Annotated in this window: 16 protein-coding genes and 1 pseudogene; 2 read left to right on the top strand and 15 right to left on the bottom strand. The window is 59.8% G+C overall.

The window, feature by feature from the left end; translation table 11 throughout:
* Positions 1 to 157: 157 nt before the first annotated feature.
* The 4 genes from FCH38_RS20005 to FCH38_RS19990 all read right to left on the bottom strand — a co-directional run bounded on the left by FCH38_RS20005 (position 158) and on the right by FCH38_RS19990 (position 6,331).
* Complete coding sequence (locus tag FCH38_RS20005) at positions 158 to 3,151, bottom strand: autotransporter domain-containing protein (RefSeq protein WP_174374890.1); 2,994 nt, start codon at positions 3,149 to 3,151, stop codon at positions 158 to 160.
* A 394-nt stretch (positions 3,152 to 3,545) separates the two neighbouring features.
* Positions 3,546 to 3,743: a hypothetical protein gene (locus FCH38_RS20000; RefSeq protein WP_174374889.1), complete on the bottom strand. Its 198-nt coding sequence runs from the start codon at positions 3,741 to 3,743 to the stop codon at positions 3,546 to 3,548.
* A 274-nt stretch (positions 3,744 to 4,017) separates the two neighbouring features.
* Positions 4,018 to 5,205 (bottom strand): AraC family transcriptional regulator, encoded by a 1,188-nt coding sequence (locus tag FCH38_RS19995; protein WP_236776666.1) that lies wholly within the window; start codon positions 5,203 to 5,205, stop codon positions 4,018 to 4,020.
* A gap of 61 nt (positions 5,206 to 5,266) precedes the next feature.
* Positions 5,267 to 6,331, bottom strand: coding sequence for a class I SAM-dependent methyltransferase (locus FCH38_RS19990; protein ID WP_174374888.1), 1,065 nt, complete (start codon positions 6,329 to 6,331; stop codon positions 5,267 to 5,269).
* Positions 6,332 to 6,571: 240 nt separating this feature from the next.
* Between FCH38_RS19990 and FCH38_RS19985 the strand changes: the two genes are divergently transcribed.
* Entirely contained in the window at positions 6,572 to 7,384 is an 813-nt protein-coding gene (locus FCH38_RS19985) for a nickel-binding protein (RefSeq protein ID WP_174374887.1), read from the top strand.
* Between the two features lie 30 nt (positions 7,385 to 7,414).
* Here the strand turns inward: FCH38_RS19985 and FCH38_RS23515 are convergent.
* The 10 genes and pseudogenes from FCH38_RS23515 to FCH38_RS19940 all read right to left on the bottom strand — a co-directional run.
* Positions 7,415 to 7,645 (bottom strand): annotated as a pseudogene (locus FCH38_RS23515) (VOC family protein); the annotation flags it as partial.
* Positions 7,646 to 7,788: 143 nt separating this feature from the next.
* A complete protein-coding gene (locus FCH38_RS19980; protein WP_174374886.1) occupies positions 7,789 to 10,176 on the bottom strand; it encodes a hypothetical protein in 2,388 nt (795 codons plus the stop codon).
* Between the two features lie 152 nt (positions 10,177 to 10,328).
* On the bottom strand, positions 10,329 to 11,747 hold the full coding sequence (locus FCH38_RS19975) for a SecDF P1 head subdomain-containing protein (RefSeq protein WP_174374885.1): 1,419 nt from the start codon (positions 11,745 to 11,747) through the stop codon (positions 10,329 to 10,331).
* Between the two features lie 180 nt (positions 11,748 to 11,927).
* A complete protein-coding gene (locus tag FCH38_RS19970) occupies positions 11,928 to 12,407 on the bottom strand; it encodes a hypothetical protein (RefSeq protein WP_236776665.1) in 480 nt (159 codons plus the stop codon).
* Positions 12,408 to 12,420: 13 nt separating this feature from the next.
* The gene (locus FCH38_RS19965) at positions 12,421 to 13,464 is read right to left on the bottom strand and encodes an ABC transporter ATP-binding protein (RefSeq protein WP_174374884.1); all 1,044 of its coding nucleotides are present in this window, start codon (positions 13,462 to 13,464) and stop codon (positions 12,421 to 12,423) included.
* A 15-nt stretch (positions 13,465 to 13,479) separates the two neighbouring features.
* The gene (locus tag FCH38_RS19960) at positions 13,480 to 14,322 is read right to left on the bottom strand and encodes a carbohydrate ABC transporter permease (protein WP_153516796.1); all 843 of its coding nucleotides are present in this window, start codon (positions 14,320 to 14,322) and stop codon (positions 13,480 to 13,482) included.
* A complete protein-coding gene (locus tag FCH38_RS19955) occupies positions 14,312 to 15,238 on the bottom strand; it encodes a carbohydrate ABC transporter permease (protein WP_078052173.1) in 927 nt (308 codons plus the stop codon). Before FCH38_RS19955 ends, FCH38_RS19960 begins: the two co-directional genes overlap by 11 nt.
* A 54-nt stretch (positions 15,239 to 15,292) precedes the next feature.
* Positions 15,293 to 16,552, bottom strand: a complete 1,260-nt coding sequence (locus tag FCH38_RS19950) for an ABC transporter substrate-binding protein (RefSeq protein WP_174374883.1) — start codon at positions 16,550 to 16,552, stop codon at positions 15,293 to 15,295.
* A 29-nt stretch (positions 16,553 to 16,581) separates the two neighbouring features.
* On the bottom strand, positions 16,582 to 18,192 hold the full coding sequence (locus FCH38_RS19945; protein WP_174374882.1) for an FAD-dependent oxidoreductase: 1,611 nt from the start codon (positions 18,190 to 18,192) through the stop codon (positions 16,582 to 16,584).
* Between the two features lies 1 nt (position 18,193).
* The gene (locus FCH38_RS19940; protein ID WP_174374881.1) at positions 18,194 to 19,252 is read right to left on the bottom strand and encodes a LacI family DNA-binding transcriptional regulator; all 1,059 of its coding nucleotides are present in this window, start codon (positions 19,250 to 19,252) and stop codon (positions 18,194 to 18,196) included.
* A 422-nt stretch (positions 19,253 to 19,674) separates the two neighbouring features.
* Between FCH38_RS19940 and FCH38_RS19935 the strand changes: the two genes are divergently transcribed.
* Positions 19,675 to 20,337 (top strand): class I SAM-dependent methyltransferase, encoded by a 663-nt coding sequence (locus tag FCH38_RS19935; protein WP_336510815.1) that lies wholly within the window; start codon positions 19,675 to 19,677, stop codon positions 20,335 to 20,337.
* A gap of 58 nt (positions 20,338 to 20,395) precedes the next feature.
* On the opposite strand, the gene FCH38_RS23390 is transcribed toward FCH38_RS19935, so the two are convergent.
* The coding region (locus tag FCH38_RS23390; protein ID WP_210267266.1) for a hypothetical protein at positions 20,396 to 20,583 on the bottom strand (188 nt) is incomplete at its 5' end.

The following is a 20,583-nucleotide window of genomic DNA, read 5'->3' as shown; positions in this document are numbered from 1 at the left end:
TCGTTACTCAGGCCATCCTGCTGAGTTTCGGGTGTTTCCGGCGCAGCGGAAAACGAACCTGCCGGCGAACGGCAAGCTGCGGTTTCCTGGCGGAAGCCGCAGCTTGCTTCGATGGGCAGGCCTTGTACTCGGCCGGCAAATCGCGGGCGCGGGCGGTTCAGAACCTGACGTTGAGATCCAGCCTGGCGCCATTGTCGGAAACGCCCGAGCCGAACTGCCCGGTATAGGAGACGCCGAGCTTTGCCATGGGCGCAATATCGAAGTCGAGGCCGGCCTCGAGCACCGCGGCATCCCTTGCGATCGGCACGCCGGCGATGGTGAAGGTGTTGCCGCCGGCAAAGGCTCCGGTCGACAATGGTGTCACTTCGCCGAACGCATGACGCCAGGCCAGCATGCCGTGCGCAGTCACGTTGATGTTGCCGAGCGCGAAGTCGTCCGAGGCGCGGATACCGAGCGCGGTGAAGGTGGTATCGGCATTCGAACCCGCCTGTGAAAGGGCTGCCGCCCCACCCGTCTCGGTGAACCCGCCGGTGCGTAAATTGACATAAGCGAGATTGGCAAAAGGCTCGAAAGTCGCTGCCGCCGTGTCGATGCGGTAGCTGGCCTCGCCGAATATCTGTGCCGTGGCGCCGTCATAGTCGGCCGACAGCACCTCGGACAGGCCAGGGATCGCCACCGCGCGGCGGGTCTCGATGCTGTTCCAGCTGTAGGCGGCACCCGCGCGTAACGACACCGCGCCCCATTGGCCGCCGCCATAGGCACCGAAAGAGTAGCTGGTGGCGTTGCCGGAAGATGCGAGGTTGTCGACATCGAAGGAGGAACGGCTGAAGCCGCTCACAAGACCTGCACGCCATGCATCGCCGACCGGGACATCACCGCCCAGCAAAAATCCGCCGATGGAGCGGTCGAACGCGGCGGCATTGCCGTCGCCGCCTGTGCCGCCCCACGAGCCGAAACTATGACCCCAGATGGCGAAGCGGTCGGTATCCGCCGCGACGAGTTCGGCCCCACCCTCGCCATAGGCCAGCACTGGCGCGCGCGCAGCGCCGGTGCCGCCGAAAGCAGCACGCAGGCGATCGCCTGCGGCGTCGCGGACAAAACGGCTGTCTTCGAGCAGCATGCCCCTGGCCGAAGCGTGGATTTCGCCCGAGACCTGGTTGAAGACGTAGGCCGCAGCCTCGGCACTCGCCTGCGAAGCGACAAGGTCGTAGAGGGTGTTGCCCTGACCGAGCAATTCGACGCTACTGGCGCTTGCGCATTCGTTGCCGCTGAAGCCGGTGAGGCAGAAGGCGACGCCGTTGCGGGCGACACCGAGATAGACGTTGCTGGCGTCATAGCCGAGCGACACGTCGATATAGGGCAGACCTTCGGACGGCGCGGCAAAGGTGCCGCTGACACCGCCGGCCGCAGTGAGGATTGTCCACTGGCGGCCCGACAGATAGACCCCGCCCACGTCAGGGATTGCTACCGTGCCGCCGGCCAGCGTCGCGCTTCCGGTTGTGATGAATTTGTCCGCCTGTCCCAGGGCATTGACGTCGATCACCAGAACCGATCCTGCTTCGAACCGCGCATTGCCGCCGGTCTGGCTGACCACATCGCCAGCCACGCCATTGGCCATGGTGAGCGTGCCGTGATTGACAAAACTGCCGAGGTTGTCAAACAGGGTCTGCACCGGCACGGCGCCATTTCCACCGCCGATAATTGTGTCATTGACACTATTGGTCAGCGTGCCGCCGCCGAAGTGGTTTTCGCCGCCCGCCGTGTTCCAGGCCGCGTTGTTGGTCATGATATTGGCGCCCACGCCGAAGTCGACCGTGCCAATCATGCCGCCGGCATTGGTCAGCGCCACCGGGCCGCCGAAAGCCTCGATCGCAAGTCGTGTCGAATCGTGTGAGGTATTGCGCACCAACCCGTTGGTGACGATGGCGATCGGTTGGCCGCCGGACTGGACCGAGATGGCGCTGACCCCGCCTTCCACGAGCCCACTGGTCGTGATGGTGGTCGCACCGGTGCCGTTATTACTTGTCTTGATGCCATACAGCCTGCCGGCGACGCCTGCGGAATTGACCGTCATGTCGGTTGTCGCGAGGTGATTATAGGCATAGATGCCGGTGTCGTCGGCCCCCGTCACCTGACCGGACGTGGTGATCGTTGTCGCCCCCCGGCCGTAGTTGGAGATGTTGATGCCGAAGCTGTCGGCCGTGACATCCACGACATTCACATTGAGGCCGTTTGCGGTAGCGCCGTTATAGGCCTGGACGCCGTTCCCTTCGATCCCAGTGATCAGACCCGTCGCGATGACGCTGGTCGCGCCGGTGCCGCCGTTATAGGCGAGAATGCCCGTGTCGCGGCCGGTAGCACGCGCAGCGTTGACAGTCAGATCGGTCGCCGTGGTGGCGTTCCAGGCGTTGATGCCGATGCCATTGGTGCCGCTTACCTGGCCTGTCGCGGTAACGCTCGTCGCACCTGTGCCGTCATTGTAAGCGTAAATACCGTCGGCATTGCCGGTGACGCCTGCGGCGCTTACCGTCAGGTCGGTTGTCGTGGTGGCGTTTTGGACCCAGATGCCGTTGAGACCGATCCCGGTCACCTGGCCTGTTGCGGTGACGGAGGTCGCGCCAGTGCCGTTATTGGCGGCGTTAATGCCGGTGTCGCCGCCGGTGACGCCTGCGGCGTTCACCGTCAGGTCGCTCGCCGTGATGGCATTCTCGGTGTAGATGCCGCTGCTATCGGTCCCGGTCACCTGGGCTGTCGCGGTAACGGAGGTCGTGCCGGTGCCATAGTTGATGGCCACGATACCTGAGTCACCGCCGGTGACGGCCCCACCAGTCACGACCGTTATTGCGCCCGGAGTTGCGCCGTTATCGCCATTCGCCTGGATGTTCAGACCAATTTGACCCGAGCCCGCCGTGAGGGCCGCCCCATTGCCGTCGATGTAGCTGATATGGCCGAACCCCTGAATGGAGAGGGCGTGTTCGCCCGGCGCCGTCGTATCGACGCTGAAGCCAGGGGCCGTCGTGACAGTGGTATCGTCGGCGTCGATGTCTTGCCCCGTTATATTGGCTCCGGAGCAGGCGAAGCCGCCCGCTGTTGGAGCGCATTGCGCGAGAGCCGGCTGCGCAGCCAAACCCAGCGCCGTTACCGCCAACACAGAGTAAACACCGGCGGAGACGAACCCGCATAGCGTCGTCGAACCCCGCAACGTCTGGGGCCGCAGACGCCCGAAGCGGGGCGGACGCATAATGGAAGATTCATCGGCAGGGCTTGTCGTTGAACAGGGTAATGAACTGATGCGCATGAATCTCATGTTGAAGTTGGCCTTGAAGCCGTGTTGCTGGGTTCAGCAGGCTGAAGCGTCGCGGATGGGTCGAGATCGAGGCCGGTTTCGGTGGTTGCCAATGTGTCCGAAGACCTGAGAGCGTCAGGCTTTGAGGTGACAATCTGCCTGCGCCCTGAACGCGAAAAACGTCCTGGGCCGGTCAATCCTGGTCAATGGAATTTTCATTTGCCTGCCTGCCGTTGCGGGCAAGTTGACTGGCAGGGTGCTAGCTGATGCTGCGCCGCCTGGCGTCGGAGCCTTCCCAGCCGCCGAGCATATCGAGCACTTCCAGACCGTCCGGCTCTTGTTCGCGCGGGTCGGCCGGCGTTACCAGAGCCCATGCCTTGCTGAGTGCCCTGCCAAGATACGACGGCCAGTGCGCGGGGTGCTCCGTATCGGTAATCTGCTGCGTCTGAACTGCCACGTCCGACATATCCGTGCCTCCCCATTGCTCATTCTTGCCGCCCCCATGGCCAGCCAGAAGGCCTGAATCCAAAACCGAAAACATCTGTCTGCGATGTCGCTCGCACTGTCACTGCCCCGAGCGAGCTTGCCGCGCATATTGGGACGTTCAGTCATCAAGATGAGACGTAGGGTCATCGTGCCCGGCGTGCCGAATGACGAATTCCGATCAGCGATGGTCGGCTCGGCCGGCAGGGAGCAATCGTCGTGTCAGGAGCTGATGCGGCTGGGCGGAATCAAACGCGGGCGGAAGCGAGCCAGGCTTCGACGATCGCTGCTCCGTTTCCGCCGCCTTGCTTCAACAAGGTCTCATATGCGGCTATTCGCACTGAATCCTTGGCGAGAGCTCGGACGGAACTCGGACTGGTCTGATATCGCTTCTGGAACGCGCGGCTGAAGTGCGCCTCGCTGCGAAACCCGTGGTTACGGGCGATGACGGCGATCTTGTGATCTGGCGTCGATCGCATGATGCTCTGCAAGCTTCCTCTTAGCCGTTCCACGAGCATCCAGCGCTGTACGCCACCATGCGGTTCGAACAGACGGAACAGTTTCGACCGGGAAACCCCCAGGACCGCCGCCAACTCATCCGGACCGAAGTCGGGATCGGACAGCCTTTGTCGCGCGCTCGAAGATGCGCGTTGGAAAAGGAAACGCTTGTCGCGTCTTTCTCGCGTTGCGGGGGCCGCAAAGGCGGCCGCGGCAAAACGCAGGATGCCATCGACCGCCACCTGGCTCTGGTGGATGCTGAGACCGCCAATATGCTCCACGAGTGCCTTGATCTGGGTTCCAAGCATAGCGCCGGCATGCTCGTTCGGCGTCAGCACAAGACCGTGGGCATTATTCAGAAACTCGACCAGCACATTGGCCTTGTCGAAGGTCAGCGCGATCGCCTCGAAGCCCGAGGTTTCGCTCTCATAGGGCAACGAATAGTCGACGATGACGATGTCTCCGGGTTCATGCGCCTGAATCAGCCCGTCATAGTTGCTCGTGACCCGCCCTTCCAGGAGCATGAACAGCACCATATGCGGGGTCGGTCGCTCATCGATGACCTGCTGCGTCCGCGACATCACCATCGCCGATCCGCCGTTCGCATGCAGAAAGGCTCCCGGAAGCTGCCAGCTGCAACCATGAAAATCGAAAAGCGCAGGATCTGCATCCCGGGGTATGGAACAGTCTACCAGCAGAGAAAGCGCACTTTTCCAAGCTGCGAAACATTCTTCGCCTGGTGGAAATGGCCAATCAACTCGCTGTGACGAAGCCATATCAAAAGTGCTGTCGGCTTTGCGCATCCGGAACCAGTGTTTGAATTTTCGACTGTCTTCTGTACCGGCACCGCACCGACCGAACCGTATGAGAAGATATTCAATTGTCGAAGTAGTCAATTGCCTGGGACGCTCGGTCAAGCATTTGAGACGCACAGTCATGGCGCCCGACCGTGGTCAACCGCGCCGCGCCATGCCCCCTTACAGTAGAAGGCAAGACATCCTAGGCGCGCGCCTCCAGGACCATGTTGAAGGGTCCCGTGAAGGCGCGCCTGACATGGGTAAAGCCACCCGAGCGGATGACCTCGGAAAGCTTCGCTTCGCCGGCCTGCGCGCCCAATCCTTCACCGACCTCCTGATCAAGTGAGGTGGGCACGCAGATCATGGTTGACGCGTTGTAATAGAGACGGCCGACGGGATTCATATTGTCCGCCGGGCGGTCGCCTGCGATGGGTTCGACGATCATCCAGGTGCCGTCCTTCTTGAGAATGCGAGACATGTGCCCCGCGCATCCACGCGGATCACCCATGTCGTGCAGACAGTCGTAGCTGGTGATGAGATCGAAGTCCGTATCCTTGATGTCCTTGGCCGTTGCCGCCACGAACTTCACCCGGTCGTCCACCCCGTGGTTTCGGGCATGTTTATTCGCTTCTTCTATCGATGGCTCGTGGAAGTCGTAGCCGATGAAGCTGGCGTTGCGGTATGCCTCGGCCATAAGAATGGTCGAAAAACCGACACCACAGCCGACATCGGCCACCCTGGCGCCTCTCACCAGTTTTTCCTCGACGCCCTGAAGGGCAGGCAGCCACGATTGCACGATGTTGTTCACATAACCCGGACGAAAGAACGCCCCCGTTGCGCAGAACAGGCAACCTGCGGTGTCTCCCCATCGCACCCCGCCGCCGGTTCGGAAGCTGCGCTCAACCTTCGGCTCTCCCTCGATCATCGCGGCTACCAGATCGAAAGCGCCTTCCAGATACACCGGGCTGTCTTTGTGGACGAACACCATCGCCTGCTCGGGTGAGAGACTGAACATCCCGGAACCGCTGTCGTAGTCGATGTAGCCGTTTGCCGCCTGTGCCAGTGCCCACTCCCTGACATATCGCTCCGACAGGCCGCCAGCTGCTGCCGACAGGCCTGCGGACGTCACCGGCCCGACGCGATGCAGCGCCTCGAACAGGCCCAGTCTCAAACCAATCCTGACGGTTGGAACGCTGAAGGCTCCTCCAAGGTCGCCCAGCATTTTGCCAATGAGAGAATTCAGTTTTGTTTCATCGAGCTGTGTCATCGCATTCCCCCCAATTCGCTTCGTTGGCGGGCAAAGGCTGACCGCAAATTGATGCGTCAGTGAATGCTCGTAGGCCTTGTAACATAGCCGAATGCGCTGAAATTGTCACGCAAACGCATATCGCTCTTTCCGGTGATCCGTCACTGTCAAGGGTCACCCGTAAGAGCGATAGACGATAGTTCGGGGAAGTCGTAAACTCGCCGGCAGAGGAGGCAACGATATACTCTTGGGAGGAAACCAATGCCTATCTTCATGGACCGGCACGAGCTTGCCGGAGTTTCAGCGGCTGATATTGCCGCCGCACACCTTAAAGATCTCAACATCCAGGATCAGTATGGCGTCAGGTTTTTGACCTACTGGTTTGATGAAAGGCGTGGTACGGCGTTTTGCCTTATGGATGCCCCGGACGCTGAAACCGCGCAGTGCGTGCATCGGGAAGCGCACGGCTTTATCGCCAGTGAAGTGGTGGAAGTTGCCCTGTCAGCCGTAGAAGCATTTCTCGGGCGAATACAGGATCCCGTTACGGTTGGGGCTGTCTCGCAAGCCATGGACGCCGGCCACCGTGCGATCCTTTTCACAGATATTGTCGGTTCAACCGAAATGACGTCCCGCCTTGGCGATCGCATGTCGGCTGAACTCGTCCGGGCGCATGACGCTCTGGTTCGTGGCTGCCTTGGGCGACGATCGGGGCGGGAGGTCAAGCACACCGGTGATGGCATCATGGCCGTGTTCTCCTCCACGCCATTTGCCGTGGACTGCGCCATTGATATCCAACGCGAATTCCATCGCTACAACAGCGACAACGGCGAGCCCATTCACATCCGCATCGGGCTGGATTGTGGTGAGCCAGTCGAAGACCACAATGATTTCTTCGGCACGACCGTGCAACTGGCAGCAAGGCTTTGTGCGGCCGCTGGGAGCGATCAAATCCTGATATCGGACAAGACCTTCCAGGAATATGGCAGCGCCGATGTCCTCGTGCATGGTGATCGTTACAGACTGAAAGGATTTGCCGAACCGGTGTTGGCCTATCAGTGTGAATGGTTGCACTAGCTGCGCGATTTGAAATCTCATGCACAAATAGACGTCGCCGACTGTGAACATGGTACGCAGATATCCAAGAGCGTTCACGGGAGAAGTCCGGTGATCGGCAACGATTTCAGGACGGAGGAAGCGCGAAAGCTCCAGCCGACCGTGTCCGTCCGGAGTGCGCATCATGGCGATCTCGACATGCTGGTCGCCGAGACCCGTGACGCGACCGGCCCACGCGCTGGCACCAATGATGGTGGCAGCATAATCGAGGCGGAAATCCACTTAGCAAAACGCCCGAAACTGTTCAGACAAACCGAGCCACTTCTATCGGCGCCGTTACGCGGACAGGGGAACGCCGGCATACACGTTATACGCCGCCGATGCGGAACCAATATGGGTCTTCCAAGGCGATCGCGATCGGCCTGTCAGCTCTTTTGTAGTTTACGATGCCGTTCCAGACGGCGCATCATGCGCCGGAAGTGAGCGAGTGAGGCCAGCGCCAGATCGGAGTCGCTCGGTTCGACATCCCGGGCTGTCTGATGGTTTTTGTCCTGATACATATAGCAGAGAACGGGCTCCTCTTCAGTCCCGGCGATCTGATAGCGGTGATAGTAGAAATCACAGGCCTTGCCCGGGCGGGCGGGATCGCCATCCCGCAGACGGTCGAAACAAAGGCTGATCTCCTGCCGGCCGTTGATGAGTGTGCGCTGCACCGTGCAGATGCCCAGATTCAGTGATTGGTCATAATCATAACCGGCAGCCTCGAGTTCGGCGAGAAGCACCCTGATTTGCTCGATGGTGATCGTGCCCGACAATTGCTGCCAGATATTGTCCGCTCTCTCGTAACGGCGCAGGAATTGCGGCCAGAAAGCCTCGATCTCCGCCTCGTCCGCAGTCTGGAGCGCCTCGGCATCGGGCGATCCTGTGGGAGAGCGGGTGAGTTGGACACGTCGATTGATCTTGCGGCCACCGAGGCGCGCCAGCCATCCAGCTGGCTCCTCGACTTGGCCGACCTGCCAGGCAAGCGTGCCTGGTTCCTGTCCGCGCTGCGCCTCGATATTGACGGGACAAAAGGCATCGCCATTGGCCGGCGCGAGATAACGCGTGACCGTGAAATGCCAGCCCTGCTCATCTTCCGCTGTCAGAGTGAGGGCGCCATAACCCGAATTCAGCGGCACGCCATCGTGAATCCGCTGCAGTGTCACGAGGTCAGGAAGCCTCGGCATATCGGGCATCGCCGGTGGCTCCGGCGGGGTGAGCGCCTGCCGGCAAAGCTGGGCTTCGGCCGGATCACCGTGATCCGCCCAAGCCGTGGCGAGAAAGTCCGCCATATTCGGGGTCAGGCGATCGGAGGCCCGCAGCCGGTGCGTGATTTCACGCAACAGATCGTTGCGTCCCTCGTGCACCGCAGCCTTTGCTGCTCGCAACAACAGCCCGATCTGGTTTTCTTCCTCATCGAATTCGAGCGAGTTCGTCTCGAATGTCCAGCACCAGTCGGCGAATTCGTCATAGAGAGCGAGTACGTCTCCATGGCGTCCGAGCTGATCATAGGCATAGCCAACGCCATTCAACCGTTTTTCATATTGCCAGCCCCTGCCGAAAGCCTGACGCAGGACCTCATAGGATTCGATCACGCCCGCCCACTGGCGAGCATGGAGCTGATTGCGCAGCCGGTTACTGTATTGCTCCCAGAATGGCGAAACTGCCCAACCCTTGTCATGCCAGGCAATGCCCTCAAGGTAGCGTTCCTGGTTGATGCCCCAAGACGAACCGAGATTGTTGCATAACATGGCATAGACGTGTGGATCGGCGTCCTCACTATTGCCTTCCCCAGTCGCGAAGTAATGCTCGAAACGCTCCGCTCCGAGTTTATAGACCTCGGCCTCCACTCGACGGGCGCGCGCAAAATCCTCGGCACCGACATATTGCCCTTCCTCCTGGAGCTCCTCGATGAATCCCATGACATCGCAGCCCGCCGCATAATAGTCGCGTGCGCCCGCGTCGCTCGTCCTGTTCCACACGATCTGTTCCAGGCCGTGTGCATGCCCCATTTGATGGTTGAGCTGCGCCCGCCAGACCTGTGCCCTGGGGTCGCCGCCGAGTTCGAGATAATGATCAAGATCGGCGGAGGCCGCGTCGAGATCATCCGCCATCGCACGCGCCCTGGCCCTGATGCGCCAGGCGAGCGGCTGATGCGCAACACGGAGGAACATCGCCTCGATGCGCTCGCGTCTGCGCTCTCGGGCGGCCAGTGTCGCCCGCATGCGTGCGAGCCATACCCAATCATGGTTGTGCTCGTCGCCCAGGGTCGTTGTGGTTTCGAGAATTTTGGCGGCAAGGCCATCGTCGGCGTTGCTCCTGAACATGATATCGTACCAGAGCCGCCCGGCGCCATTGAATTCGCCGTCGTCCCAGAACCATCGCGCTGCCGTCATCCAGGCCGTGTGATCGCTAAAGCTGCCGATCCTGGTCACTGCCTCAAGAACCAGGTGCCGCGCCTCTTCCTTGCGGCCCAGAGCGCGGCAAATCTCTGCTTGCCGAAAGAGCGCGAACCCGAGTTTTTGCCAGCGATGCGGGCTTTCAGGCTCTCGGCCAAGAACTGCGGTCTTGTATGGCTCGAATGCAACCAGGGCTTCTTCGCTGCGATCCATTTGCTCGAGCACGCGAATATGCCATTCCAAGATGTCCGTATCGTCAGGCGCACTGGCAAGATGTGCTTCTGTGAGCCGTAACGCCTCCGCCAGCTGGCCGCCCTCCTGGACGAGATCACGCAGGATCTCACTCAGCCCTTGCGACGATTTATCGTTCTTCATCAGCTGACTTTCCCACGCCCTTTGTGCACAATCTTCTCAGACGAGATATTACAGCCATACCTAATTCCACTGGGTCTCGCGTTCAATCTATAATGTCACTCGCCTCTGAAGCGAGCAATCTGCCCTCACCGGAAGAATTCCTCGTTGCAAGATTATGGTGCCAACCGCACGATGATCGTGGCCTCGGAAGACGACAATCGTTGCTCGATGGCCAGAGCCTGCGCTGAATCAAGACCATTGACGGTGACGCTGCCGCCCATAATCGGCTCTCTCACCACCGGTTCGGAGATGACGTCTCCATCAACCAGCAGCTGGGTCTTTTGCCCGAGAGCTGCGCGTGTGAAATCCCCGAAGGCCTTGGCGCTTTCCGGCGTCAACGCAATTTCCACCGTAGGTCCGGCAGCGGGATCGACCGAGGATTTCACCTTTGCGACCTTGAGCGAAATCGGTGCAATGTGCCCGCCGCCGCTGTCTTTAGAAGTTTTGTCACCATCATTCTGGTTGGAAGAGGAAGCGGTATCGGCATCGGTCTTCGGGCGGTACTGGTCCAGATCGATCGAAGCTTGCGTATTGTTTTCGGGTAACGGCTCAACGCGTTGGCCGGACAGGGGCTGGGCAGTCCATGCATGTGGCGCAGGCAGGACCGGTGGCTGATCCTCTCGCCAGATATGCATGGCCACGGTGACTTTCATGCCGCCAACATTTGCGACCGTGTTTTCCAGCACCTCGATTGTCGAGCCGTCACGTGTTGAATTCACATAGGTCACAGTCCGCGACTTGCCGGCGCTTCTGGCCTGCGCCAGTTGCGCGTCGGTCATTTGCTTCGCCCGGTCAGCGAAGCTTGCGATCATGCCATCGATCGAAGATTGCTGGGATTGCAGCAGGGCAACCGGATCGTAGGTTACCGTCGCGCTGAACGTGGCTGTTTGCCTGATCCTGTCGGCGGCTTCGAGTTTCCAGACGGTACTTGTCGGGACGAGCATCCCCTTCAGTTCTTCGCTTCCCTCAACGGTCCATTCCCGTCCGATATCTGTCGTGAAAGCTTCGGATGATTGCCCAAGCGCAAGGATCATGCTTTCCGGCGCAAGCACGTCGATAACGACAAGAGGATTACCTTTAACGGTCTGGAGCATGCGGGAGGCCGTGTTATCTGACGCGGACGTGGACAGAAGCATTTCCATATTGGCGATGATCTGATCGGCGCCCACAAGCGCCGTCGGAGTGCCGCTCGGATCGGCGTCGAATTCCAGCGCCTTCACACCATAAGCGGCGAGCGAATTGCGAAACAGGGCGTTCATCGCATAGGAATCCGCAGCGCCTGTCGCGTCCGGTGGAATGTCTGCGGAAAGCCTCCATTTCATCCGCATTCCGTCGGCGTCGCGCAACAGGACAGTTGCCGATTGACGGAAATCGCCACGCATGACAGCGGACGATGCTTCCGGTTTGTCGAGCCAAAGCGACATGTCGGTCTCGGTCGTCTTTTGAACGCGATAATGGCTCTCGGCCCCGATGGCAGGTTCATAAGGGGGAACGGTCACGCTCTCCGCCGCCTGGGCCGGGCTGACTGCCATCGTTGCCTGGAATATCAGCCCGGCAGCGAGAAAGAGGGGAGGAACCAGACCGATATTACGGCGCGTTACATTCGTGCGAATTTGCCTGTCCCTTCGATTACGGCTTTCCAACACCTGACACGTCGATTTCATATGGTCATCCCAAGTTCAACCCAACATGGCGTTTCCGGGCAGCGATTTTTAATCATTGAATTCTGTTTTGCGTCGCGATTCCGCTACCATTGCACTCAGGCGGCGTTGCAGTTGGGGCGGTTCGAACTCCATCCGCACGCAGCCGAGGGCGTAGCACATTGCGGGAGTGAACGGCATCCAGGCTCTCAAAAGCTCAAGCAGTTCATCGGACATCATATTCTCCAGTGGATCGACACCCAACTGGCCGAGAGCTCGTTGATCGGGCATCCTTGCTTGCGCGATAATAGCGAGGGTGCGTTTTAACGCTAAACCTCCTGGCTCGTGATGCAGGTTCGTTGACCACCACCATGCATCGACGTCGGCAAGATATGCGGCAATATAGGTTTCCGCAGTCATCGCCGGCTCGCCTGAAGCAGCCATATCCGGAACCCATGAGGGATCCGATGCAATTTCGGATGGTGAAAATACGCCGGGAGGTGGCCTGTCGGCGCGATGCGTCTTCAGACCCGGTTTGCGATGGCGTGTCATGGCGAGGGGTTCGTTAGTTGAGGCGTTGATTGGTCGCGGCATCGAACAAATGGATCGATTTCAGGTCGGGCTGAACCTGGATGGTCGCGCCCGGCTGCGCCTGCACACGCTCGCGGAAGACGCCGATGACCTGGTGATGGCCGAGCATCATCGTGACCTGCGTTTCCGACCCCATTGGCTCCACCAGTAAAACGGTTGCGGGGAGGCCATGGTTGACCAGTTCGAAATGTTCCGGGCGGACGCCATATATCGCTTCGCCTGTGGCCGGGCCGGGCGGAAGGGGCAAGACGATACCGTCAGCCTCGAAGCCATCGGCGGTAAATCGCCCCTTGATGAAATTCATCGCCGGAGAACCGATGAAGCCCGCGACGAAGGGATTGGCGGGCCGGTCATAAAGCTCGAGCGGCGCCCCGCATTGCTCGACCCGTCCGGCATTCATCACCACGATCTTGTCGGCCATGGTCATGGCTTCCACCTGGTCATGCGTGACATAGACGGTCGTGACCCCCAGACGCTGGTGCAACCCCTTGATTTCACCGCGCATCACCACGCGCAGCTTGGCGTCGAGATTGCTGAGCGGTTCGTCGAACAGAAAAACCTGCGGATTGCGGACGATTGCGCGGCCCATGGCGACACGCTGCCGTTGCCCGCCGGAAAGCTGGCGGGGGAACCGTTCGAGCAACGGCGTCAGCCCCAATATGTCGGCTGCCCAGTTCACCCGTTCGGCGATCTCGGCCTTGCTGCCGCCGCGATGTTCGAGCGAAAACGCCATGTTCCTGGCCACGCTCATGTGTGGATAAAGCGCGTAGTTCTGAAAGACCATGGCGATGTCGCGGTCTTTCGGTTCGATCTCGTTGACGACACGGCTGCTGATCGAGATATCGCCGCTGGTCACGGTTTCAAGGCCTGCGATCATCCGGAGCAGGGTGGATTTGCCGCAGCCCGATGGGCCGACGAGGACAACGAATTCGCCATCGGCAATATCGATGTCGACACCATGGATGGTGGCGAATGCGCCATAGCTTTTCTTTACGGATCTAAGGGTAACGGGTGCCATGGGTCAGCCTTTCGATTAGCCTTTGAGGCCGGTATGGGCGAGGCCTTCGACGAATTGTTTCTGCGCAACGATGAAAACGATGAGTACGGGAATGGCGGTCATCGTTGCGGCGGCAAGCTGGATGTTCCACATCGGCCCGCCATAGGCGTCGGTAAATTGTGTCAGCGCCTGGGGCAGGGTGAACTTATCGGGGCTGGAAAGAAAGACGATGGGTTCGAGATAAAGATTCCAGCTGCCGAGAAACGTGAAGATCGCAACGGCGGCCAGCGCCGGACGGGAAAGCGGCAGGGCGATGGTCCAGAATATCTTGAACCGGCCGAGACCATCGACCCGCGCGGCCTCCTCCAGCTCCACGGGTAAGGAGATGAAGAACTGGCGCATGATGAAGGTGGCGAAGACCGCCGGCGCGCCGAAGATCGGCACCAGGATCAGCGGCCAGTGCGTGTTGATCATGCCCCATTTGAGAAACATCCGGAACAGCGGAACCAGTGTCACTTCGGACGGGATCAGCAATCCCACCAGCACCACCATGAAGATGGCGTTGGCGAAGGGGAACCTGATGCGCGCAAAGGCATATCCGGCCATCGAAGCCACGGCCATGGTGCCGATGGTGACGATTGCGGCGATATAGGCGGAGTTCCAGTATTGCAGCGCGAAGGGCTGTATTCTGAAAACGTCGGAATAGGATGAAAAATCAAAGGCGCGTGGCCAGATGTCGGGTGGAAAGGCAAATATCTGGCTGACGGGTTTTACCGATGACGTCACCATCCACCAGGTCGGAAAGACGAAGGGGACAAGCAGCACGCAGAGTATGAAATAGATCAGCGCCTGCGCGCGTGGGCTGAGTTCAGTTTTCATAGAATACGAACTTTCTGCGCAGGTGCCATTGGATGAAGGTGAGAGCGCCGACAATGACCAGCAGGATGATGGAGAGTGTCGAGCCATAACCGAAGAGGTAGAACTGGAAGGCCTGCTGATAGAGGTAATAAACGAGAACCGTCGTGGAAAAGCCCGGCCCGCCCTGCGTGAGGATCATGATCTGCGCAAAGACCTGCAACGCGCCGACGATGGTGACGATGGAGGCGAGCAGGATCGTCGGGCTGATCATCGGCAGGGTGATGCGATAGAACTGCTTGAAGCGCGGCACGCCGTCGACGCGCGCGGCTTCGAACAGTTCACGCGGCACGCCCTGCAGCGCGGCTAGAAACAGGATCATGTTGAGGCCGAGATTTTTGAGCGCCTGCACGACGATGACCGAGATCATCGCCGTCGTGGGGTGGCGCAGCCAGTTGGGCCCCTCGACGCCGATCATTTGCAGGAGGCCGTTGATGCCGCCATTGTTCTGCAGCAAGAAACTCCAGACGATTGTCCATGCGACCAGCGACACCACCACAGGCGAAAAGAACAGTGTGCGAAACACGGTCATGAAGGCCAGCTTCTGATTCAGGAGCAACGCAAGCCCCAGCGCCAGGCTCATATTGAGCAGGGCAAGCCCGGCGGAGAATACGGCGGTCACGGCCAGCACTTCGCCTATGGCCGGGTCGCTGAGCAGCTTCTGGTAGTTGGCGACGCCGGTGAACCGGAACGAGCCTGCCAGCACGTTCCACTCATGCAGTGAATACCAGAAGACCAGCACCAGCGGCACGAGCACGAAGACAACGATACCGATGAGTTGCGGCGCTATGAACAGATAACCGGTGGCGGCGTCACGGCGCGCCATGGTCCAGAAACCGCGCCGGGCCTGTGTCTGCGCTGTCTGGAGGGCAAGCGTCATGGCTTTTCTTCCTTCTGCCTTTCGCATCCGCGGAAATCGAATGACTACCAAGCGTCAATTGGCCGCCAGCAACGGATCGAGACGGCCGCAGAGCGCTTGCAGGACAGCCGCGACATCGGCATCGGGACGCCAGAGACCGTCAAGGCCAGCGCGAACGGTCTGTTGCAGCCGGGCAAAATTGCGGACCTGCTGCGTTGATTGACCGGTGGCGACGCCGCGAATGACCACGGCCTCTATCTGTTTACGCGACAGCAATGGGTTGGCGGCCGCGAGGACATCGGCGGTGAGCAAGCTCTGCCGTGCCGGCGGGAAAAACCGCGCGAGCTTGGCCACATTAGGCTTGGAGGAGAAAAACGCCAGGAATTCCGCCGCGAGCTTTGGGTTTTTGCCGCTGGCCATGACGCCAATGCCTGCCCGACCTGTTACGGCATAGTCACCTGCAGGTCCTGTAGGCAACGGCACGAGATCCCAATCGAAGGCCTTGTCGCCTTTCGGCAGTAGCGCTGCGCGGCTGATCTGGGTGGTCGTCATCGCCGCATCCCCGGCAAAAAAGTCGGCAGAAACACCGGGGCCTGGCATGGCTTTTTTCACGAAGATCGCATCGTGAATGAAGCGCATCGCATCAACCATCTCCTGGCTGGCAAAAGCGCAGGACTTGGTATCCTTCGACCAGGGATAGGCATTCCACCCGGTATAGACTTCGGCAAGGTTTTCCCAGGCCTTGTATTCGAAATCACGAATGATCAATCCCTGTTTGCCGGTGGCCGCAACTTTCGCGGCTGTCGCAATGGCACTGTCCCAGTTCCATTCGCCGGCAGCGATCATCTCGGCGGGTGTCTTTGCGCCTGCCGCCCGGATCATGTCGTTGTTGACGAAAACGCCGAAGGGCGATGTCGAGAAGGGATAGAGATATTGTACCCCTTCATACGACCAGGCGGTGAGTGTTGCGGGGGGGAAGTCGTCCATGTCGTAACCTTTGGTATTGGCAAAGGTTTCGGTAAGGGGATAAAGCGCCCCGGCCGCCATGAAGTCAGGGGCGGTCGTGTCGAACAGCCAGGCCAGGTCGGGGGGATTGCCGCCGGCGATCTGGGTGGTCAAGGTGGTGGCATAACCTTCGTAGGCAAGCGAATCGTAGGTGATCTTGACGCCGGGATGGCTGGCTTCGAACTCATCGGCGATCTCGTTGAAGAGGGCGAGATGGGCTTCGTTGGCGCTCCAGATGGCCATCCGCAATTCCTGCGACAAAGCTGGCGAAACCAGCCCGGATGTGACCAGAAAACCGGTCAATGCAATTTTGACTATACTCCTGCGCATGAATAATCCTCCCAGATTATACGTTTTGGCTAGTAGCCGCGAATATCGGGCCAATGGCGCTCCACCCCTTGGCGTTCGATGTGGGTGTGAAACTCCGCCAACCGCTTTTCATCGGCATGCACGCCATGCGGGGTCTCGCCCCTGTCAAGGCAATAGGCGGCCAGCATGCCGGCCACTTCGCCGATGTTCCATTCGACCGGATGCAGCCTGTAGCAACCATTGGTGATATGCGTGGTGCCGATATTCTTGGATGCCGCCAGCAGGTTCGTTTTGTGGCGGGGAATAAGGGCACCCAGTGGAATTTCGAAAGGGCAGGCGCCGACATCGATGTAATTATCGCCGCCCGTCGAGGGGTGCAGGTCGATGCGGTACATGCCGACACCGATACTATCAGGGTAATGCACCGCGCCGCGATCGCCGCGCACGGCAAGCGACAGATCCTGTTCCACCACCGTGGTCAGGGCACGAATGCGACGGCTTTCACGAATATAGGGCGCCATGGCCAGGCCATGTTCCGTGCCGGTAACGTCGCCGCGCAGGCGAAGGCCCGGAAAGCCCTGGCCACCATCCGGGCGAGGCGCCTCGGTCTGCATCCAGTAGAACATGGAATAGGACAGGCTTGCCGCGTCGGCCAGCCGCTCGGCATAGTGTTCGGGGGTAACGTCGATGATCGGTGCTTCGAAATAATCGATCATCGGCCAGTTCACGAGGCAGATATCGCTGGCATAGGCGCCGGGCCGAAATGTATGCCGGGCGGCAATGCGGCGGAATATCCACAGGCTCATATCGCCGGCGCTGTGGCGCTGGTCGGCAACGTCGCGTGTTGCGTTATCGACCGGGTTGGGATCGAAGAACCGGCGGTTGCGCTCCAGCGTCCGCGGATTGGGCGAGTCCCAGCTCAACAGCGGGCCGCCCCAGAATTCGGGGGCAACCTGACGCCAGTGGTCGTACCGGGCGGGTTTGTCGATGACATGATTGCCGTCAACCTGATCGACGGCGAAACAGATCGAGACGGCCTGCTGATTGTGCGGTTGCGCTTCGGCCGGCGCGCTCGGCTCGCCGGTTTCGGATTGCGCTTCGAAACCGGTGACATAGTCGGTTGCGGTCAGCGGCAGCAGATCGCCCAGTTCGGTGGCGTCGATGATGTAGCGGGCCGAACAGGAAACGAGATCGCCCGTATTGCAATGGCGCAGCGTCACGGCCCGCACGGTGTCGCCGTCGACCTCTGCGGCGATCGGCTCATACGGCTTGAGAATGGTCAGCTTGCCGCCGGCCGCGTAAGGGGCAAGCATCGCCTCCATCACCGCCAGCGAAACGCGCGGTTCATGGCACAGGCGAGATACGTTGCCGTCACCGGGGTTGAGCGTCAGATCCGCCCGGGCGGCGTCCGTCAGCGGATAGTGGTCGCGGTAATATTGCCGCACGCCCGTGCGCAGCGCGCGATAGCTGGCGGTGATTCCGAACTGTTCGACCCAGCTGTGCTCGTCGGGTGGCACGGCCTGGCTGGTCAGCTGGCCGCCAATCCACTCGAATGCTTCCGTCAGGATAACGCTGCGGCCGTTGCGCAGGGCCCCAAGCGCCGCGGCCACGCCGCCAAGCCCGCCGCCAACCACAAGAATATCTGCATTGTACTCTCTCACGTCAGGTTCTCTTTCCTTGAGTTGGGCCTTGAGTTGGGGAAGCAAGCGTTTCGCCCGCCACGATGTCGCAGCCCAGCAGTATCTGCCTTACGGGGCCGGGGGGACTGGTGAGTGTTTCGACCAGCATGGAGGTCGCCTGCCGGCCCATCTCTTCGCGGGGGATGGCATAGGAGGTGAAGACACGTTGCAACCGGAGCGTATGCGTGCGCGTGCCGCTGCCGAGCACGACGATGGAAAGATCGCCGGGGACGCTCACCCCCTGCGCACGGGCGTGATTGTCGAAGACCACCGCTTCGGCCACTTCGGCAAAAAAAACGACGCTTGCTCCGCTGGCGCGAACGGCGGCCAGTTGCTCGGCCGGATCGCCATTTTCACTTTCATGGGAATAAACCAGCTCCGCCGCGCCCTCGATTGCGGCGAGAAAACCACGCCAGCGGTCGCTGATGGATTCCGCCGGACCCGTCGCGCCGATGAAGGCGAAACGGCGATGGCCGGCGGCAAGTGCCTCTCGTACAAGAGCATGCGTGGCGGTGACGTAATCCGCGCCAACATAACGCACAGGCCCACCGGCATCGTCACGGCGACCGACTGCGACGTAAGGGTAGTCACCGGCAACCAGTTGGGCCAGCTCATCGCGATCGAACTGGCTGCCCAGAATCAGGCACCCGTCAGCAAGTCGAAGCCGACCTGTTTCCCCGAAGATGCGCTTGCGGCCGTTATCGTCGCGCGCGGCGGCCGTCATCAGCAGAAGGTCGTAGCCCAGCCTCTCCGCCTCCTCCTCTATTCCCATCAGAAAAGGCGTGTAGAAATCCGCCTGCGCAATCGGGAAAGCCGGCTGGTAGGTGAATACACCCAGAATCCGGTTGGCGCCCTTGACCATGCTGCGCGCAATGGGATCCGCCACATAACCCGTGTCGCGAATGGCCTTCAGCACGCGCTCCCGCGTTTCAGGCGGGATACGGCCTTCAGCGGATTTCGCCTCGTTGAGCACGAGCGAAACCGTTGCCTGGCTGACCCCCGCGAAGATCGCAATGTCACGTTGCGTCAAGCGCCTAACCATCGAAACCCCGTTTCCTGCTGCTCTGCTAATTCGTATTAGCTGCTTATGCGTATAAACAAGGTTTGCGAAAGGATGTCAAGAGTGAGAAACATCACGATAATGCGTCAGAGCAAACCGTTCCATTTATGGGACCTATCGGACATTTCCCAGCCATAGACCCGATGCCGCCAGCAGCACCGTGTTGTTTTGGCAGCGATTTTTATCTGATGGGTTCGAGTGGCCCCGCTGCAATGTCTACACGTCGTTTCTACCTGGATATCAAAGCAGCTCGACGACGGCTTTGGGCTGATGGCCGACATGGGTGGGCGGCGTCTTTGCGCCATTAGCGGTCGCCGCGGTGCTCGCTGTCCTGATGTGAGGTATTGCACCGGCGCCTTACGTAACTTATGTTGTTACGATAGGCGCAAAAAGGAGTTGTCGCTGTGGGTACATTTGATGGAAGGCAGGCTGATTATATCGAAGGAGCTAGACGCAACGTTCCGGGGCTCGATGGACTTCATCGCATGGCGGGACTGCTTTTGGCCGAACGGGTGCCCCAAGACGGGCGAGTGCTCGTGGTCGGTGCGGGTGGTGGCCTTGAGCTAAAAGCACTGTCTGAACAGCAGCCAGGTTGGAAATTTGATGGTGTCGATCCGTCATCGGACATGCTTGCATTGGCACAAAAAACGATTGGAAACCTTATTGAGCGCATAGCTCTTCACAATGGCAGCATCTCTGTTGCACCCGCTGGGCCTTTCGATGGTGCAGTATGTCTGCTCGTATTCCACCATATCTCGCCCGAGGATAGGAAGGTCACGCTTGATGGCATTCGCCAGCGTCTACGACCGGGCTCGCCGTTCGTTCTAGCTCACGTCAGTTTCCCATTGAGCGAACCAGCTTACTCAACCTGGATCGAACGGCATGTCAAATTTGGCGCTTCTTCACAGATGGACGCCGATAGACTTAACGCAGCTAAGATAGGGATGAGAAAAGCCTTCATAAGGTCACCGGAAGAAGAGCGAGAATATCTGCAGGAAGCAGGTTTCACGAGCATCACGCAATTTTATCAAGCAATCAGTTTCCGCGGCTGGGTAGCCTACGCATGAGCGAACATAATTTCTTGTAAATGATATCCGTTCAGGGCCAGAAGTGGACATAATCATGCTAGCTTGTCGATGAAGCCAAAGCGAAAAGTTGTTTTGACTGGCAGCCGTGGTTGCCGCCTGCATATTTCGACTTGAAAGGATGTATGTTTTCAACGAATTGACGCTGTTCCCCTAGATTCTTTAGCTTCGGGGAAGGCTTTTTGTTTCCCCGTTCATGCCCGCCCTGTTTGCCTGATTTATATTGCT

This window comes from Agrobacterium tumefaciens (genome assembly GCF_013337285.1).
GTDB lineage: Bacteria > Pseudomonadota > Alphaproteobacteria > Rhizobiales > Rhizobiaceae > Agrobacterium > Agrobacterium burrii.
This window is presented reverse-complemented; position numbering and strand designations above follow the sequence as displayed.

Bases quoted from the DNA above. Each gene is read 5' to 3' on its own strand.
- FCH38_RS19975 (WP_174374885.1), bottom strand. From the start codon at position 11,747: ATGGCAGTCAGCCCGGCCCAGGCGGCGGAGAGCGTGACCGTTCCCCCT.
- FCH38_RS19950 (WP_174374883.1), bottom strand. From the start codon at position 16,552: ATGCGCAGGAGTATAGTCAAAATTGCATTGACCGGTTTTCTGGTCACA.
- FCH38_RS19940 (WP_174374881.1), bottom strand. From the start codon at position 19,252: ATGGTTAGGCGCTTGACGCAACGTGACATTGCGATCTTCGCGGGGGTC.
- FCH38_RS19985 (WP_174374887.1), top strand. From the start codon at position 6,572: ATGCCTATCTTCATGGACCGGCACGAGCTTGCCGGAGTTTCAGCGGCT.
- FCH38_RS19960 (WP_153516796.1), bottom strand. From the start codon at position 14,322: ATGAAAACTGAACTCAGCCCACGCGCGCAGGCGCTGATCTATTTCATA.
- FCH38_RS19965 (WP_174374884.1), bottom strand. From the start codon at position 13,464: ATGGCACCCGTTACCCTTAGATCCGTAAAGAAAAGCTATGGCGCATTC.
- FCH38_RS19980 (WP_174374886.1), bottom strand. From the start codon at position 10,176: ATGAAGAACGATAAATCGTCGCAAGGGCTGAGTGAGATCCTGCGTGAT.
- FCH38_RS19995 (WP_236776666.1), bottom strand. From the start codon at position 5,205: ATGACTGTGCGTCTCAAATGCTTGACCGAGCGTCCCAGGCAATTGACT.
- FCH38_RS19955 (WP_078052173.1), bottom strand. From the start codon at position 15,238: ATGACGCTTGCCCTCCAGACAGCGCAGACACAGGCCCGGCGCGGTTTC.
- FCH38_RS19990 (WP_174374888.1), bottom strand. From the start codon at position 6,331: ATGACACAGCTCGATGAAACAAAACTGAATTCTCTCATTGGCAAAATG.
- FCH38_RS19970 (WP_236776665.1), bottom strand. From the start codon at position 12,407: ATGACACGCCATCGCAAACCGGGTCTGAAGACGCATCGCGCCGACAGG.